The sequence below is a fragment of the Bacteroidales bacterium genome (assembly GCA_035353855.1).
GTDB lineage: Bacteria > Bacteroidota > Bacteroidia > Bacteroidales > CG2-30-32-10 > DAOQAK01.
Genome location: DAOQAK010000042.1, coordinates 18,208 through 36,957, shown reverse-complemented (window position 1 = coordinate 36,957; position 18,750 = coordinate 18,208). Strand labels below are relative to the sequence as shown.

At 33.8% G+C, this 18,750-nt stretch carries 12 protein-coding genes; 9 read left to right on the top strand and 3 right to left on the bottom strand.

Annotated features, from left to right (window positions below):
• Positions 1–180: 180 nt before the first annotated feature.
• Positions 181–417, top strand: a complete 237-nt coding sequence (locus tag PKK00_11185; GenBank protein HNW98962.1) for a T9SS type A sorting domain-containing protein — start codon at positions 181–183, stop codon at positions 415–417.
• Between the two features lie 687 nt (positions 418–1,104).
• On the opposite strand, the gene PKK00_11180 is transcribed toward PKK00_11185, so the two are convergent.
• Together PKK00_11180 and PKK00_11175 are read right to left on the bottom strand one after the other, a co-directional pair.
• The gene (locus tag PKK00_11180; protein ID HNW98961.1) at positions 1,105–6,015 is read right to left on the bottom strand and encodes an HYR domain-containing protein; all 4,911 of its coding nucleotides are present in this window, start codon (positions 6,013–6,015) and stop codon (positions 1,105–1,107) included.
• Positions 6,016–6,022: 7 nt separating this feature from the next.
• Positions 6,023–6,487: a hypothetical protein gene (locus tag PKK00_11175; protein HNW98960.1), complete on the bottom strand. Its 465-nt coding sequence runs from the start codon at positions 6,485–6,487 to the stop codon at positions 6,023–6,025.
• A gap of 328 nt (positions 6,488–6,815) precedes the next feature.
• On the opposite strand from PKK00_11175, the gene PKK00_11170 reads away from it, so the two are divergent.
• From PKK00_11170 to PKK00_11135, 8 genes are all read left to right on the top strand, one after another.
• The gene (locus PKK00_11170) at positions 6,816–8,204 is read left to right on the top strand and encodes an arginine decarboxylase (protein ID HNW98959.1); all 1,389 of its coding nucleotides are present in this window, start codon (positions 6,816–6,818) and stop codon (positions 8,202–8,204) included.
• Positions 8,205–8,357: 153 nt separating this feature from the next.
• Positions 8,358–9,035 carry a hypothetical protein gene (locus PKK00_11165; GenBank protein HNW98958.1) on the top strand — a complete coding sequence of 226 codons (678 nt, stop codon included), beginning with the start codon at positions 8,358–8,360 and terminating at the stop codon, positions 9,033–9,035.
• A gap of 122 nt (positions 9,036–9,157) precedes the next feature.
• On the top strand, positions 9,158–11,686 hold the full coding sequence (locus tag PKK00_11160) for a DNA translocase FtsK (GenBank protein HNW98957.1): 2,529 nt from the start codon (positions 9,158–9,160) through the stop codon (positions 11,684–11,686).
• A 20-nt stretch (positions 11,687–11,706) separates the two neighbouring features.
• Positions 11,707–12,357: an outer membrane lipoprotein carrier protein LolA gene (locus PKK00_11155; GenBank protein HNW98956.1), complete on the top strand. Its 651-nt coding sequence runs from the start codon at positions 11,707–11,709 to the stop codon at positions 12,355–12,357.
• Between the two features lie 29 nt (positions 12,358–12,386).
• A complete protein-coding gene (locus PKK00_11150; protein ID HNW98955.1) occupies positions 12,387–13,532 on the top strand; it encodes an endonuclease/exonuclease/phosphatase family protein in 1,146 nt (381 codons plus the stop codon).
• 29 nt (positions 13,533–13,561) lie between these two features.
• Positions 13,562–15,580 (top strand): excinuclease ABC subunit UvrB, encoded by a 2,019-nt coding sequence (gene uvrB / locus PKK00_11145; protein HNW98954.1) that lies wholly within the window; start codon positions 13,562–13,564, stop codon positions 15,578–15,580.
• Between the two features lie 110 nt (positions 15,581–15,690).
• Complete coding sequence (locus tag PKK00_11140; protein HNW98953.1) at positions 15,691–16,536, top strand: tetratricopeptide repeat protein; 846 nt, start codon at positions 15,691–15,693, stop codon at positions 16,534–16,536.
• A 73-nt stretch (positions 16,537–16,609) separates the two neighbouring features.
• Positions 16,610–17,854, top strand: coding sequence for an SLC13 family permease (locus PKK00_11135; protein ID HNW98952.1), 1,245 nt, complete (start codon positions 16,610–16,612; stop codon positions 17,852–17,854).
• Here the strand turns inward: PKK00_11135 and hypB are convergent.
• Positions 17,849–18,739: a hydrogenase nickel incorporation protein HypB gene (gene hypB / locus PKK00_11130; GenBank protein HNW98951.1), complete on the bottom strand. Its 891-nt coding sequence runs from the start codon at positions 18,737–18,739 to the stop codon at positions 17,849–17,851. The genes PKK00_11135 and hypB overlap by 6 nt on opposite strands.
• Positions 18,740–18,750: the final 11 nt, after the last annotated feature.

Genomic DNA, 18,750 nt, shown 5'->3' with positions numbered 1-18,750 from the left:
GTAAAATTGCCGCTGCTTTTATTTATTTAATTTTTAACCCTTGATTCGCATTATTCATATATTGATAGCGAACCTTACAGTGGTATTTCTTATTATCGTCTTAAACAAACTGATTTTGATGGAAAGTTTTCTTATTCTAAAATTGCTGTTACTTCTTGTAATAAAGACAGCCATCTGTCAATGACTCTTTCTTCTTATGATGATAATATAAATTTATTTATTGATCCCGGAAAAAGTGAAAACCTTATTCTAAATATTTTCGATATTACAGGAAAAATGATATATAATCAAAATATTAATGTACTTGACAGCAATAACCCTTTAACAATTTCTTCTCATCTTTTTAGTTATGGAGTGTATATATTCCGTTTGCAATCAGAAAAAGAAAGTGTCGTTCTGAAAACACTTATCCGGTAATCTCTGACAGTGATTTCATATTTTCTGACAGTATTTTTCAAATCTCAGACAGGGGTTTTATTTTCCCCTACTGCACTTTTCAAAAAAAAGAGCCTGGGTTTAAGTCTCTCCAAGTTTTAAAAAACTTGGAAAGACTGTAAAGGATGGAGCAAAAAAATTCCTATAATTGGAGACATCTTGTTTGTTATATGTTGACAGGTTGGGCAACTGGTTAGGTCAATAGTTTTAAGTTAAAAGTTTTTCTACAAATCACATTTTACATTCAACCAAACCAGTTGCCTTAAACCTACTACTAATCCGCCTTGGCGGACATCTATTTACTACTTACTATTATCTATTTTCTATAAAAAGTCAATGGTTGAAAGTCTTAGCAACTAGCCAAGTCAAAGGTCATAAGTTTATGGTTAAACCTCCATCAACAAATAACATTCAACCTAGCCAGTTGCCCTAAACATACAACCTAAGACTTCAATTTTATATATACTATTATCTATTTTCTATTTAAAAAGTCAATGGTTGAAAGTCTTAGCAACTAGCCAAGTCAATGGTGAATCGTCATTGGTAAAAAGACATATAACATTTTAATTTCAACCAGACCAGTTGCCTTAAACCTACACTTATAACTGAAAAAAAAGAGCCTCACCACTTAAGATGAGACCCTTAAAAAAAACAAATATGATATGAATTCTAACGGTTCATTACCATTTTACCTGTAACTACATCGCCATCCTGTGAAATAAGTTTATAGAAATAAACTCCTTCACCAAGGTTACCGGCATCAAATGTCATTTCGTGCGACATGTTGTTTTCAGCAACGCCATCATATAACTTGGCAACTATTCTTCCTGTAATGTCATAAACAACAAGAGTTACATTGCTTGTTTCTGGTACACTGAAACTGATGGTGGTTTTATAGTCGAATGGGTTTGGATAAACAAGTACCGATACACCTTCTTCAGAAATTTCTTCAAAGTAATTGTCATCAACTTTTCCATTTGTTACACATGATGCCATAGTACCGCATGAACCTAAAGCATCGCCATGTGCAAGGTGTGAAGGAACATCAATCGGGTCAATACAAATAGTGTTTGCTTTCTTTATATTTCCTGATGGAACATGACAAACCAAAACTTTATTGCCGGTACCTGTAATGATAGCATTACCGCCTTTTTCGCATCTTACATCTATCACACATACTTTCACCTGGCTGGTAGCTACACATCCGTTAACATCTTTTACAGTTAATATGTATGTGGTAGTAGTATTCGGACATACAGTAATTGTAGCTGTTGTAGCACCTGTACTCCACATATATGTATAAGGAGCAACAGCACCGCCAGCTGTAGCGTTAAGTGTTGCACAACTCATTGGAGTATATCCATAATATACAGTTGTATTTGCACCAGCATTAGCAACCAATACAGTTGGTTCTGTTAATGTAATACTTTGTGAAATCATGGTTCCGTTAGCATCGGTAACATTTACAGTATAGTTTCCAGCACCAAGACCTGTTGCAGTTGCAGTTGTTTGAACCGGAACTGTAATCCATGTGTATGTATAGGGCAAACAACCTCCGTTTACAGTAACAGTAGCTTCTCCATCCTTGGCGCCATTACATGAAACATTATATCCACCTACAAATGTTTTCACTGAAATACTTGCAACTAAAGGTTCCGGAATTACAGTAACATTAAATGAACATGATGCTGCATTTCCCGATTTATCAGTTACAGTATAAGTAACAACAGTAGTTCCAACAGGGAATTCATCACCTGAATTATAATTGCTGTTTATGCTGAATGTACAATTATCGCTGGCAATCACACTAGCCCATGATACATTAGGCGTGCAATCATTGCTCATAGCAGTTACAGTAATATCAGCCGGACATGTAATAACCGGGGCAATATTATCCTGCACACTTACAATTGCAGTTGCAGAAGCTACATTTCCATTAACATCAGTAACGGTTAAAGTAACAGTATTGTCGCCTAAATTGGAACAATCGAAATTCATTTTATCAACAACAACGCTTGCAATACCGCATGCATCGTGGCTTCCATTATTTATATCATCTACTGTAATGGCAGCAGTTCCATTAGCATCAAGCTGAACAGTTGCATTCCTGGTAATTACAAAAGGTGCAACTTTATCTTCAATAGTTACTATTGCAGTATTTGAAGAAGTGTTTCCGCTGGCATCAGATGCAGTCAGGGTAACAGTATTATCGCCAATGTTACTACAGTTGAAAGCATTTGGAATAACACTCATTGATACAATTCCACAAGCATCTGCAGAACCATTATTTACATCAGCCGGAGCTATTGCTGCATTACCATTTTCGTCAAGCTGAACAATTATATTTTTTGTAGATACTATAGGGTTGGTAATATCAACAACGGTTACAATTGCAGGTGCAGATGCTGTATTTCCGCTTAAATCAGTAACGGTTAATGTTACAGTGTTAGAGCCTAAATCAGCACAACTAAAATCTTTCTTATCAATTGCAAGAGCAACTGGTCCGCAAGCATCATAACTTCCATTATTTATCATCGAAGGTGTGATATATGCAGCTCCGCTGTTATCAAGCTCTACAGTGATATTTTGCGTTAATGCTATAGGTGCTGTAACATCCATAATATTTACTTCAAACATACAGAACGATTGATTGTCTTCTTTGTCAGTAGCTCGAAGTAAAACATTCTGTACACCGTATGTCAATACAGTTCCGGGAGCAGGCATTTGTTCTATTGATTCTATCTGGCAGTTGTCGGTAACTGTTGCCAAAGTCCTGTAATCAGGAAGTACAGCTTTACATTTATCATCAGCATTTATTGTCTGAGTAGCCGGACATACAATTACTGGAGCGATTTCATCTCTTAAACTAACATTGATATGTGCTGTAGATGTATTACCGTATAAATCAGAAGCAGTAATCACAACAACAGTATTTGAAGATATCAGAGTTCCTGCAGGAGGTACTTGTGTAACCAAAGGATTTGCATCACAGTCGTCATGTATCGTTAAGCTAGGTATAAAATTATCAAGCACTGCCTGGCAGTTTTCATTAACCGATGCATAGCGTGGATATGTGCCATATATTGCCGGAGCCTGAACATCTTTTAATGTTATATTCATTGTACAACTTGATGCATTACCTGAATGATCGGTAGCAGTACATGTTAATGCAATTGTCTGAGGTCCGTTGAATACTGTTCCTAATGGAGGATTAAATGTTATTACGGGATTTGGATCATAAATATCCCATGCGCTTGGAGAAATGCCCGATAATATCCATGAACAATCTGAGTTTGCAATGCTGATATTCATATCAGGTCCACAAATAATTGTTGGAGCTGTAACATCAACCAATGTTACATTGAAAGTACAACTGCTGGTATTTCCGCTTGCATCTGTAGCTGTTATCGTAACAGGTACAGGAACACCAAGCTGTGTTAATGGTGTGTGAATAGGCAACTGTGTAAGAACAGGAGCATTATCACAATTATCAGTAACAGTTACCAAACCTCTGAAATCATTGATATAAGCACCACTCATTTGTGTAGCATTCTGTGTCTGGTCACCGGGACATGTAATTACAGGAGCAACTTTATCTTGCACGGTTACTACTGCTGTTGCAGAAGCTGAATTTCCATTAACATCAGTTACAGTTAACGTAACATTATTATTTCCGATATTGGCACATGTAAATGTATTAGGTGATACACTAATTGCAGCAATTCCGCATGCATCGCCTGAACCATTGTTAACATCATTTGCAACTATTGACGCATTTCCTGAAGCATCCAGTTGTGTAGTGAAACTTTTTGTTAAAACAACAGGAACAGGGTTAATAGTAATATTACTTCCGTTATCAATACCATTTAAAACAGGGCTGTTTGCTGTAACTCTTATTCTATATGCAGTTCCGGATGTTAAACCACTTGGGATTGTTACAGGAATACTTCCACTCAATGCAGTTGATGTCAATGATCCAATTGAAACAGGAGTTGTAAAGTTGCCTGTGGCATCTGATAACTGAACAGTGAAAATATTTCCAGCAGCAAAAATACCGCTAGCAGTATAAGTAACATTTAATGATTGTCCTGAACATAAAGGAGATGTTACTATACCAGTGAATAATTCATTACCAAGGCATACAGCTTTTGTTGCACTTCCACCGGTATTACAATTATTTATTGGAGTAACAACCACATCGCCACACCATGAAGTGTTCGAAGCATTAAATGTAATTGAATTTGTATTGGCACCAGCAGTAACAACAGACCCCGGAGGCAATGTCCAGTTATATGATGTAGCACCTCTTACAACCGGAATTGAATAATTATTTCCTGTAGAACCTAATATTATTTTTGAAGGACCGGTAATTGTTCCGGCATTCCCAACAGCAGGCGCAGCAACAGGATTAAGAGTTATCGAAATTTGAATTGAACCGCAGGTACCTGAGCCGGTAGCAGTATATGTAGTAGGAGAAGTAATGTTTGCTATTACACTTGTTCCGGTATATGTATTTAATCCGGTAGTTGGAGTCCATGTCCAACTTGTATATGTTCCGGTATTTGTAAGAGTGATTGGAACACCTGTTCCTGAACAAATATTAGCGTTACTACCAGTTGTATAATTAACATTACCTATATTAAAATTAACATTGGTTGCTGCAAGAGCTGTATTCAAATCAACTTCACTTAAAATATATGCGTAAGCAAATTTTACTACCTGGTTAGGTGCAAGGTTTCCTAAATTAAAAGCTATCGATATAGCCTGATCAGCCTGATTGCTTCCAGATGTGAATAAACCTGTACCATTCCATATACCCAAGGCGCTTCTGTTTGAAAAACCACCATAGGTTACTTTTGCTCTTGAATCAATTGAACCCAATCCAAGATATGAACCATAAGTTAAACCTGTTGCTCTTGCCAAAGCCCTGTTACATGAATTTGGATTTTGAGAAATCACTGCATTATTAGTAACAAAATTTCCTGTTAAAGGTTGTTCCTGGTCAGGGTCAACATTACGCATATAGTACACGTTATTTATTGTAGAAGCAGAAGTGTTAACAATGGTAACTTCTGTTATAAAATAAAGTGAGTTTAAAGGCATATATGTTCTTGCTGTAATACTTAACCCAGCAACAATACCTTGCCATGTAGCCGAAACCTCAGTTGATGACATATTATAATTAATTATCGAACCCGGAATATTATTTGAGCTACAGATAAGATTGTTATTATAATTTACACCATTCACTGTTAATCCCCATCCTTCTTCTGGAGTACCAGGAAGAAAATAGTCACCAATGAAATTTGGTGTACCAACAGCCCATCCATCTTTTGCCGGATCGGCAACAAAACCAAGGCCCGGATAACCGTTTCCTCTGGGATGATATCCGCTTGGGGGTGCAATCGACGATCCAAAGGTTCCACAAGGTGAAATACCTACTTCTACATAATTACCTTTTAAGAAAGCATTATTACTTAAAATCTGCGAAAAACTATTTACACTGAATAATGTATATAGAAAAACAACACTTATAAATAAATATGTTTTTAGTTTTAAAATATTTCTTTTTGTTTTCATATTATAATTATTCATTTTTTAATTTATCATTGATATATTTATTCCACTCACTTACACCCCATGAAGAGTCAGCATAAGTAAGATGCAATTGTATGATAACCTTTGAAGTTGCATAATCAAGAGTATATGCTATTAGGTTATCTGTTTTTGAATTAAAATAATTCATAGCTTCTTCTTCCGACTTAAATCCTAATACAATAATGTTAGCTTCATAAAATTCCGAGATAGCAGATGTTGTATCAAGTTGAATCTCCTTTTTACTTATGAAAACCCCAATTGGATAACCAACATTTAAATTACTGTTTAGGTTTTCAATTCTTAAATCACTATTTTTTTGTGATAGCGATAAACTAGTACTGGCTTTTATAAGATTATTTGAACAACTTATAAAAACAAATAATAAAAACAGAGGTACATTTAACTTATATACCTTCCATTTACTATTTAGAAAATTTTTAATTGTACTTTTCATTTTCATTGGTTTAAAAATTTTATTATTAATTAGGTTATTTTTTAACGTGGGCGAAATTATATAAATTTAACAATATAAGTAGCAATATTTTTTACGAACAATCATTTTTTTTCTATTAATTAAACCACAACACATATAAATGAAATCGTATTTGTTTAATAATGAAATTGTAAGAATTTTATATCATTTGATTCCATTTAAAAAAAAATTAGAAAAATATAATATATCTATTTGAAAATAATCAACATTTATTAATTTTGCATTTTATAAAAAATCCAAGTGATTTACTTTAACAAAAAAAACACAAACCAACTTACTTACTTTATAAATGAAAAATAAATATAGCGACCTTATCGAACAAACTTTTGAGTTCCCCCAGGAAGAGTTCAAAGTAATTGATAATGAATTGTACTTCCACGACATTTCACTTATGGATTTAGTGTCTCAGTATGGCACTCCTTTAAAAATCACTTACTTACCTAAAATTGGGGAACAAATTCAAAAAGCTAAGAAATGGTTCAATGTTGCTATAGCAAAAGCTGATTATAATGCTGATTATAACTATTGTTATTGTACAAAAAGTTCACATTTTTCATTTATTATGGAAGAAGTACTAAAAGAAGATGTACATCTTGAAACTTCATCAGCTTTCGACATACATATTATTGAAGAATTATATAAGTCAGGAAAGATAAATAAAGATAAATATATTATATGTAATGGATTTAAACGCCCTCAATATATTGACAATATAGCCAACCTTATTAACCTTGGATTTGAAAATACCATACCTATTCTTGATAATAAATTTGAACTCGACAAATATAAAATATTAAAAAATAAATGCAAACTTGGAATCCGAATTGCCACTGAAGAAGAACCTAAGTTTGATTTTTATACTTCTCGTTTAGGAATAAGGTATCATGATGTTCTTTCTTATTACGAAGACCATATAAAAGATAATCCCAAGTTTGAATTAAAGATGTTACATTTCTTTATCAATACAGGAGTAAAAGACACTGCTTATTATTGGAATGAACTTTCCAAATGCGCACAGTTATATTGTGAACTTAAGAAAATATGCCCTGAACTTGATTCACTTAATATAGGAGGTGGTTTTCCTATAAAAAGTTCCTTGGCTTTTGATTTCGATTATGAATATATGGCTGAAGAAATCATTTCCCAGATAAAAAATATTTGCGAAAGAAATGTAGTTGCTGAACCTAATATCTTTACCGAATTTGGTTCTTTCACAGTTGGCGAAAGCAGTGCAGTCCTTTACTCTATCATCGACCAGAAACAGCAGAACGACCGCGAGTTATGGAATATGATTGACAGTTCATTCATGACCACATTACCCGATACATGGGCAATCAATCAACGTTTTATTCTATTGGCAATAAACAACTGGGATTCAGAATACCAACGCGTGAACCTTGGCGGTTTGACATGTGATAGCCATGACTATTATAATGCTGAAGCGCATCAGAATGCAGTATTCCTTCCTAAAATAACAGATAACGAAACACAATATATTGGTCTTTTCCATACAGGTGCTTACCAGGAATCATTGGGCGGTTTCGGTGGAATTCAGCATTGCCTTATCCCTTCACCAAAACACATTATTATTGATCTGGATGAAAACGGTGAAGTTTATACTCGCCTTTTCGCTAAAGAGCAAAGCTATAAGTCAATGCTAAAAATATTAGGATATTAATGTGTATCACATTTATATTTATTATGATATACTTTGAATTTTGGAATTTACAGTTTTAAATTCTTGGTATCATTTTAGCATTTATTTCATATCATCAAAAAAAAATGATATTTTTGCTACATAAACATTTTAACTAATCTAATAATTATTAATATGAAAACTTCATTAAGCATTTTGCTGACTGCTGCAACAGTTTTTTGCTTTACAGCAAACCTTTTTTCACAGAGTAAAAAACCTTTTCAGGGAACTATTTCATACGACATTACTTGCTCAGGGAAAATAGAACCTGCGATGAAATCTCAACTTCCGACAACCGAAGATGTAACTGTGAAAGATTGCAAAACAAAAACAGAAGTAACATCTGCAATGGCTTCACAAGCAAAAATTACTGATGGCAACGCAAAAAAAGTAATATCACTTATTGATTATATGGGTAACAAATTTGCCATAATATCTGACTCTGTAAAACTCAAAGAAGAATTTTCTAAAGTTACAATAAGTGTTAATAAGTCTGACGAAACCAAAACCATTGCAGGTTACACATGTAAAAAAGCAATAGTTTCCATAAAAGATGAAGAAGGATCTGTTATTAATGATACAATATATTATACTGAAGAAATCGGTTGCAGTAATTTAAATTTTTCAACACAATATAAAGATATACCCGGAGCTGTACTTGAATATAGTATTTATATTGACCAGATTGAAGCCAGTATGAAATATACAGCAAGAGAAGTAAAAAAATCAAAAGTATCTGATAACATATTTCTGATACCTAGTGATTATAAAGAAGTAACAGAAGAAGAACTAAAAAAACAATTAGGTATGTAATTCTATTTTCTGCTTTTTCAAATCCCCCTCCTATGGGGGATTTTTTGTTTATAAGAATATCAATAATATCTGTTTTCTATTTAAGTATTTTTTTACTTTTGCACACCTGAGAGGTAAAATAAATGGCAGACGTAAAAGACAAATTCAAAAAGAACACATTAAAGAACGAAGAGCAAACTAATACCGAAACAGAAAAACCTGAAAAGAAAAAAAATAATCCTAAGGTTAAATCTAAAAAAACTACGGTAAAAGTAGAAGCAGCTCCAGAACGTTTTGCATTCCTGAAAGATGAAAGATTTCATAAAGTTATGGGACTTTTCTTTCTTTTGGCATCAGTATATTTATTTCTGGCATTTACATCATATCTTATTTCATGGAAAACAGATGATAATATCTTTTCCCGCTCATTCACTTCTTTCCTTTTCGACAATAGTGTTATACCCGAGAACTGGATGGGTAGAATGGGATCATTCTTAGCATGGATATTTATAAAAAAGTGGTTTGGTATTGCTTCATTTTTATTTGTTTTGGTCTTCCTGGTAACTGGATTAAAATTACTTTTAAACATACGTTTATTACCAATTGGACTTACATATAAATATTCATTTTTTGCAATTATCTGGATTTCTGTTGCACTTGGATTTACCTTCAGAGCACCCTATTTAATATTAGGAGGTATTTTTGGATATCAATCCAATATATTTCTTAAAGGCATTCTTGGTAAAGCAGGAACAGGACTACTCCTGATATTTGCCTTTTTAAGTTTTCTAATTATTGCCTATCGCTTTTCTTTTAAATGGTTCAGGAAAGTAAAACAAGAAATGAAACAGGAAAATCCTGAAGAAGAAACAGAAGAAACAGAAAATGTGGAACAAAATATTTTTCAAAAAAATTCTATTATAGAAAATATAATTGAAGAAAAAAATGAAACAGCTGAAACTGTTATAGAATTTGACCTGAATAAAAAAAAAATAAAGGAAGAAGCTCCTAATAAAGAACCAATAATTGAAAACAATATATCCAATAAAAAAAACGAGATAGAAGAGATTGCCAACCCCGAAGTTGAGTTCACTGTTGAGAAACCAGCTGAAATTATTGAAGAAAGCGATATCGAGAAAATTGCTGAAAAATTAGTTAAGGAAAAAGGCACATTCGACCCTACTCTCGACCTTCGCGATTTTAAACTTCCATCAATAGACCTATTAGATGATTACGAAATAAGCAGTGTTGGTGTCCAGAAAGAAGAACTGGAAGCCAACAAAAACCGTATTGTTTCAACACTGAATAATTATGCTATTCAGATAGATAAAATTAAAGCAACCATTGGACCTACTGTAACATTATATGAAATAATACCGGCTGCAGGTGTTCGTATTTCTAAAATTAAAAATCTTGAAGACGATATTGCTTTAAGTCTCTCAGCGCTTGGGATCAGAATTATTGCGCCTATTCCCGGTAAAGGAACCATTGGTATTGAAGTGCCTAATCAACGACCTGAAATTGTTCCGATGAAAGCAATTTTATCATCCGATAAATTTCTGAATAATAATTTTGAGTTACCTATTGGAATTGGAAAAACAATTGCCAATGAAAGTTTTGTTGCCGACCTTACTAAAATGCCGCATTTACTAGTTGCCGGTGCAACCGGTCAGGGTAAATCTGTTGGATTGAATGCCATTCTTACTTCATTGCTATTTAAAAAACATCCGGCACAACTTAAATTCGTACTTATTGACCCAAAAAGAGTAGAGTTAACTTTATATTCAAAAATTGAACGTCATTATCTTGCAAAATTACCTGATGTAGAAAATGCAATTATTACTGACACAAAACAAGTTGTAAGGACATTGAATTCTTTATGCCTTGAAATGGATGCACGTTTAGATTTGATGCATGATGCAAGAGTAAGAAATATTAAAGAGTATAATGAAAAATTCATTGGCAGAAAATTAAATCCGGAAGAAGGTCATCGCTTCCTTCCATACATTGTTTTGGTTGTTGATGAATTTGCCGACCTTATTATTACTGCAGGCAGAGAAGTGGAAACGCCAATTACGCGTTTAGCACAGCTTGCAAGAGCAATCGGGATACATTTAATTATAGCCACTCAAAGACCATCAGTAAACATAATAACGGGTACAATAAAAGCAAATTTCCCGGCAAGACTTGCATTCCGTGTTATTTCAAAAATCGATTCACGTACAATTCTTGATACCGGTGGTGCCGACCAGCTAATTGGTCGCGGTGATATGTTGCTTTCAACAGGAAGCGACTTAATCCGATTACAATGTGCTTTTGTTGACACTCATGAAGTAGAAAGAATAACTGAATTCATAGGAAGTCAGCGTGGATATCCGAATGCATTTAGCCTTCCTGAGTTCAACGAAGAAAATGGAGAAGAACCTAATAAAAATATGGACCCCTCTGAAAGAGATGAATTATTTGAAGAAGCTGCACATATAATCGTTTCTCATCAGCAAGGTTCTACATCATTACTACAACGTAAATTAAAACTGGGATATAATCGCGCCGGAAGAATAGTTGACCAGTTGGAGGCTGTAGGTATAATAGGGCCTTTTGAAGGAAGCAAAGCCCGTGAAGTTAAAATTAAAGACCTTGAACATTTGGAACAATTTTTGAAATGCCTATAACGTTAAAACTAACTCATATCATGAAATCATTAAAAAACTTTGCAATTATTTTTTCAATAATTTTTTTCTGTTCAAATAACATTTTTGCACAGGAAGACACCAAAGCCAAACCCATTCTCGATGCAGTAAGTGCAAAAATGAAGTCATATACTTCAATGAAAATAGGCTTTTCATATAACATGACCAATACCAAAACCAATGTTAATGAAACAAAAACAGGAGTAATACAGGTTAAGGGAAATAAATATCGCCTCGAAATAGGCGGTCAAATTGTTTTTTGCAACGGAACTACTGTATGGACATACATTGAAGATGATAATGAAGTAAATATAAATAATGTTTCGACACAGGAAGATGCTGCAAATCCGACTACGATTTTAAACAATTACAGTACGAATTTCAAACCAAAATTCATTAAAGAAACAGTTCAGTTAGGTAAAACACTTCAAATCATCGACCTTGTTCCGATAAAAACAAAATCGTATTACAAAGTCCGTTTATATATTGACAATACATTGAAACAAATAGTTAGCACTGTTATTTACGATAAAAACGGATCAACCTATTCTTATACGGTTACTTCATTCGTTACAAATGTTGCCATGAATGATAGTATATTCATATTCAACAAAGCCGATTATCCTGATGTTGAAGAAAACGATATGAGATAAAATAAGTATTAAACTGATAAAATTATTTGATGTCAGCAAAAGGAAAACCGGGTTTTATAATTAAACTGATATTTTTACTTAATATTTTCATTGCTGTATTCTTACTTTTATCATATGTAGCTGTTTATATCAGTCCTGCTAAATTCTGGCCAATAGCTTTTCTCGGCATTGCTTACCCAATTATTTTTCTAGCAAATTTTTTATTTATCATTTTTTGGCTTCTTGTAAGGAAGAAATACGCTCTGCTTTCAGCATTTGTTATAATCATAGGTATTAACAATGTTTTCAAATATATCCAAACAAGTAAAGTATATAATGAAAAAGAATTGTACGATGCAATTAAAGTTTCATCATTTAATGTCAGGAATTTTGACCTATATAATTACGGAAAACGATGGGAATATAACTTCAGTATTAAAAATCAAATTTTTAATTTGCTTGAAGAGGAACAACCAGATATTCTTTGTTTACAGGAATATGTATACGATGTAACAAAAAAATTTAATACCACCGACACATTAAAAAAATTTCTGAAAGCAAAGAATGCAAATATTTACTATACTTCAGAAAGCAGGAAATTAAATTATTTCGGTATAGCAACATTTACTTCATATCCCATTATTGATACAGGAAGCATCGCTTTTAAAACAGTTACTGGTAATATTTGTATCTATACTGATGTGATCATAAATAGCGACACGGTGAGGATTTATAACGTACATCTTGAATCCATAAGACTTCAGCCTGAAGATTATATTCTTGCTAACAACCAGAAAGAACACTCGCAAAACGATAAGAAAAAAGAAGTTACAGCAAAAGAAGGTTCTGAAAGGATTTTAAGACGATTAAAAAAAGCTTTTATTTTACGGGGAGCTCAAGCAGATTTAGTAGCCGAACATATTTCAAAATGTCCATACCCAATTATACTTTGTGGTGATTTTAATGATACACCCGTATCGTATGCTTACAAAAAAATATCGTCAACCCTCACCGATGCATTTATTGAAAGCGGAAACGGTACTGGCCAGTCGTATGCCGGAGATTTTCCTTCATTCCGTATTGATTACATAATGCATAGTAAAGGATTTCGTGCATATAATTATGAAACCATCTATGAACAAATGTCAGATCATTACCCTATTAAGTGTTTCCTAAAGATTGATAAAAATAAATAACTTTGTAAAAAGTATTTTATCAGAACATTGTGGATTTTGAATTAACCAGCGATTTCAGGCCAACTGGCGACCAGCCCGAAGCAATTAAGCAACTGGTGGAAGGTATTAATCGTAATGATTATGCCCAGACTTTGCTTGGTGTTACAGGCTCCGGGAAAACGTTTACTATTGCTAATGTTATTCAGCAAATACAAAAGCCTACTTTAATTCTTAGTCATAATAAAACGCTGGCAGCACAATTGTATGGTGAATTCAAACAGTTCTTTCCAAAAAATGCTGTAGAATATTTTGTTTCATATTATGATTATTACCAGCCCGAAGCATACATTCCTGTTACGAATACCTATATTGAAAAAGATTTATCCATTAATGATGAAATAGAAAAACTCCGGCTGAGTACATCATCATCATTGCTATCAGGAAGAAAAGATGTGATAGTCGTATCAAGCGTTTCATGTATATACGGAATTGGGAATCCCGATGATTTTAAATCAGGCAGAATATGCATTAATAAAGGAGAGCTAATTAGCAGGAATAAATTGCTTCATCAACTTGTAAGTGCTTTATATTCAAGAAATGAATTGAATTTTAATCGCGGGCATTTTCGTGTTAAAGGAGATACCGTTGATGTTTTCCCGGCATATACTGATATTGCTTATCATATTTGTTTTTTTGGTGACGAAATCGAAAGCATTGAATCATTTGATCCAATCAATGGCAGGACGATTGATTCAACAGATAACCTATGCATTTACCCGGCAAATATTTTTGTTACATCACAGGATAAAATGAATTTGGCCATTCACGAAATCCAGGATGATCTGCTGAAGCAGGTAAATTATTTTAAAGAAACAGGAAAGGAATTTGAAGCAAAACGACTGGAAGACCGTGTAACATACGACATGGAAATGATGAAAGAATTGGGTTACTGCTCGGGTATTGAAAATTACTCACGATATTTTGATGGAAGAATTCCCGGCTCCCGTCCTTTTTGCCTTATTGATTGCTTCCCCGACGATTACCTTTTAGTAGTTGATGAAAGTCATGCTACCATTCCTCAAATTCGTGCCATGTTCGGTGGCGACCGCTCTCGTAAGCAAACACTTGTAGAATATGGCTTTCGCTTACCATCAGCCATGGATAACAGACCTCTGAAATTTGATGAATTTGAGGCCATGATCAACCAGGTTATTTTTGTAAGTGCAACTCCATCCGATTATGAATTACAGAAATCAGAAGGCGTAATGGTGGAACAACTGATACGTCCTACAGGCCTGCTTGACCCGGTAATTGAAGTAAAACCATGTCAGAACCAGGTTGATGATTTGCTTGATGAAATTGAAAAACGAATATCAATAAAAGAAAGAGTTTTGGTTACAACGCTTACAAAGCGAATGGCTGAAGAACTTTCAAAATACCTTATAAAACTTAATATCAGTTGTAGTTATATTCACTCTGATGTAGATACACTTGAGCGCGTTGAAATATTACGCAATTTAAGACTTGGAGTTTACGATGTTCTTATCGGAGTGAACCTTTTACGTGAAGGGCTTGACTTGCCTGAAGTTTCATTAGTTGCAATTTTAGATGCCGACAAAGAAGGGTTTTTACGTTCAGAAAGATCACTTACACAAACCGCAGGACGTGCTGCACGTAACCTAAACAGTAAAGTGATTTTTTATGCCGACAAAATCACACAGTCAATGAAACGCACTATTGACGAAACAATCAGAAGACGTGAAAAACAATTTAAATACAATGAAGAAAATAATATTACTCCTGAACAAATCATGAAATCAACTGAATCGATAATTGGACAGACCAGTGTAATGGATAAAAATAAATCTCCAAAAGTATATATTGAAAAAGAGGACTTCGATATCGCAGCTGACCCGGTGATAAAATATATGAGTAAGGAACAAATCAAAAAAAATATTTCGCAAGTAAGAAAGGCAATGGAAAAAGCTGCCAAAGAGCTTGATTTCGCAGAAGCAGCAAGGATTAGAGACGAAATGTTTGCACTTCAAAAAATGATAAAGGAAGAATAAATATACTTTCACGGTATAAAATTTGTTAATTTTTTTGTCATTATTTTTATATTTAATATTATTTTCTGATTTTTGTCGTTATTAATGTTTAACCTTTAAATCCCAAATCCATGAGAACTTTAACTTTAAAGAGGCTATTTTTATCTGTGTTTCTTATCAGCATTGTATTAACCATGAATGCTCAAGACACCACTTCATTTAAAACATACTATGATCAAGGTCTTGCCAAATACAAAGCAAAAGATTACGCTAATGCGATTACCGATTTCAGCGGTGCTATTACAAAAGGCTCTGGTATTGCTACAAATATTGCCAGTGCATACTTTTATAGAGCAACATGCAAAAGACTAAACAAAGATTTCCAAGGTTCATTACCTGATTACGACAGCGCCATATCAAATAAAAATGATAATGCAGATTATTACACAGGAAGAGCTGAAGCAAAAAAAGCATTGAACGATTATGATGGTGCCATTGCTGACTATTCAAAAGTAATTGAATTAAAACCCAGTTCAGAAAAAGCTTATTTTGAAAGAGCTAATATGAAAAACCTGAAGAAAGATTTTACTGCAGCAATTACTGATTATACTTCAGCAATAGGATTGAAACCCGATTTTTATGAAGCGTTTAATTTTAGAGGAAGGTGTAAATACAATACGACTGATACTACCGGTGCTTTAGAAGATTACAGTAAAAGTATCGAGATTAAACCGGATTATGTTCTTGCATATAACAACAGGGCTACAATAAAATATATACAAAAAGATTATGAAGGTGCTAAAAACGATTACACAAAAGTTATTGAGCTAAAACCACAGGATGGAGCTTCATACAACAATCGTGGCAAAGCATATAATGCATTAAAAATGAAAACCGAGGCTTGCGCTGATTTTAATAAAGCAAAAGAACTTGGTTATGAAAAAGCTGATGAAATGATCACCAAATATTGTAAATAAAAATCATAATTTTCTTAAAAAGCGGCATCCTTCGGATGCCGCTTTTTTTTACTTTCGCATAACATTTAACATCATGGAAAGAATTGAATTAATAGCACTGATCATTTTTATACTTACATACATCGGTATTATTTTTACACGATTGCCAAAAATGAATATCGACAGGCCTTCTGCTGCATTCTTCGGCGCTGTTGCTATGGTTATTTTCGGTGTACTTACATTTAATGAAGCCATTCTCGCAATCGATTTCAATACAATAACATTGCTATTGGGAATGATGATAATTATTTCAACACTTCAGCTTGATGGATTCTTTTCATTGATTGCACATAAAACAATTTCATTTGCAGGAAATCAAACTAAACTTCTTGTTATCGTAGTTTTTATTACAGGTGTTGCCAGTGCATTTTTAGTAAATGATGCGGTAGTATTGATATTCACACCTGTGATAATCATGATTTGCCAGTCGTCGGGGATTAATCCTATCCCCTATCTTATCGCTGAAATTCTTTCTTCGAATGCAGGAAGCGCTATGAGTATCACAGGAAACCCGCAGAATATGCTCATCGGGTTAAACAGCGAAATCACTTATAATAATTTTTTACTTCATTTACTTCCGGTTTCTATATTAAGTATGATTGTAATTATAATTATCATTAGATGGCTGTACCCCTCTTGTTTCCGGATTAAGCAGACTTTAGTTTTTCAGGAAAATAATTTCGGTTATAACTATTCTTCCATGAAAACATCTGTTCCTGTTTTCATTTTTGTAATAGTATTATTTTTTCTTAGTAATATTATAAACTTATCTATCCCATTAATTGCGCTGGCCGGAGGTTCGCTCATACTAATTTTCGGGAGGATAAAACCGTCGCTTGTTATAAAACAAATCGACTGGGTTTTGCTTCTTTTCTTTGCTTCCTTATTTATTGTTGTGGAAGGAATTCACAAAACCGGATTGTTATCAAATTTAGTCAGCCGCTATCCGCTTACTGATGATTTAAATGGAATTATGGTTATCCATGGAATTTCATTTATAGGCTCTCAAATAGTGAGCAATGTTCCATTGACAGTTGTACTTCTTCCTTTTATGAAAGCTGCAGGCAGCGATATGTTATGGCTTTCCCTTGCATCAGCATCAACTCTTGCAGGTAATGCGACAATCATAGGAGCCATGGCAAACCTGATCGTTATTGAATCGGCAGAGAAACAAAAAGTAAAAATTAAATTTATGGAATTCTTTAAAGCAGGAATTATCGTAACATTGATAACACTTATCTTATCAATTCTAATAATTTATTTTGAACAGATTTTATAAATTCTTTTTCAGCCACTCATACCATTTACTCATCCCCTCGCCTGATTTTACTGACAACTCAATAAATTCAAGATGATGATTTACACGTAAAGCATATTCTTTAGCTTTTTCCACATTGAAATCAACATATGGCAAAAGGTCGGTTTTATTGATGATGCAAAGGTTTGAAGTCATAAACATATTCGGATATTTTATTGGCTTATCTTCACCTTCCGTAACACTTATCACAACCACTCTCTTCGATTCGCCCAAATCGAATAACGACGGGCAAACAAGGTTTCCAACATTTTCAATAATCAAAACTGATTTTTCAGCAACATCCAGTTTCTTTACAGCCTTATTGATCATTTCGGCATCAAGGTGGCAACCATTTCCTGTGTTTATCTGAATCACAGGAGCGCCAGTTGCATTGATACGATTGGCATCATTCATGGTTTGCTGATCACCTTCAATCACATAAAACTTCATTTCTCTTTTCAGTTCGTTTATTGTACGCTCTAAAAGGCTTGTCTTTCCTGAGCCGGGCGAACTTACCAAATTCAATGTAAAAATATTCTTTGCTTCAAAATATCCGCGGTTACGTTCGGCAAGCATATCATTTTTATGCATGATATCTTGTTCAATTTTTATTTCATGGCTGTGAGAATGTTCGTGGTCATGCTCATGTTCAATATGTTCATGTTCGAATTCATGCGAGTGTTCTTGATCATCATGTGAATGCGAATGTTTGAATTTATGGTGATGACTATGTTTATGAATTCCATCATCATGTTCATGATTGTGTTTATGTTTAAATTCATGATTATGTTCATGGTGATTTTCATCACCGGGTTTTCTTATTGTTACGTGGTCATCAGGCTGACCGCATCCACAAGTTCCACACATATCGTTTATTT

Coding starts and splice junctions, on each gene's coding strand:
- PKK00_11185 (HNW98962.1), top strand. CDS start 181: ATGACTCTTTCTTCTTATGATGATAATATAAATTTATTTATTGATCCC.
- PKK00_11180 (HNW98961.1), bottom strand. CDS start 6,015: ATGAAAACAAAAAGAAATATTTTAAAACTAAAAACATATTTATTTATA.
- PKK00_11175 (HNW98960.1), bottom strand. CDS start 6,487: ATGAAAAGTACAATTAAAAATTTTCTAAATAGTAAATGGAAGGTATAT.
- PKK00_11170 (HNW98959.1), top strand. CDS start 6,816: ATGAAAAATAAATATAGCGACCTTATCGAACAAACTTTTGAGTTCCCC.
- PKK00_11165 (HNW98958.1), top strand. CDS start 8,358: ATGAAAACTTCATTAAGCATTTTGCTGACTGCTGCAACAGTTTTTTGC.
- PKK00_11160 (HNW98957.1), top strand. CDS start 9,158: ATGGCAGACGTAAAAGACAAATTCAAAAAGAACACATTAAAGAACGAA.
- PKK00_11155 (HNW98956.1), top strand. CDS start 11,707: ATGAAATCATTAAAAAACTTTGCAATTATTTTTTCAATAATTTTTTTC.
- PKK00_11150 (HNW98955.1), top strand. CDS start 12,387: ATGTCAGCAAAAGGAAAACCGGGTTTTATAATTAAACTGATATTTTTA.
- PKK00_11140 (HNW98953.1), top strand. CDS start 15,691: ATGAGAACTTTAACTTTAAAGAGGCTATTTTTATCTGTGTTTCTTATC.
- PKK00_11135 (HNW98952.1), top strand. CDS start 16,610: ATGGAAAGAATTGAATTAATAGCACTGATCATTTTTATACTTACATAC.
- hypB (HNW98951.1), bottom strand. CDS start 18,739: ATGTGTGGAACTTGTGGATGCGGTCAGCCTGATGACCACGTAACAATA.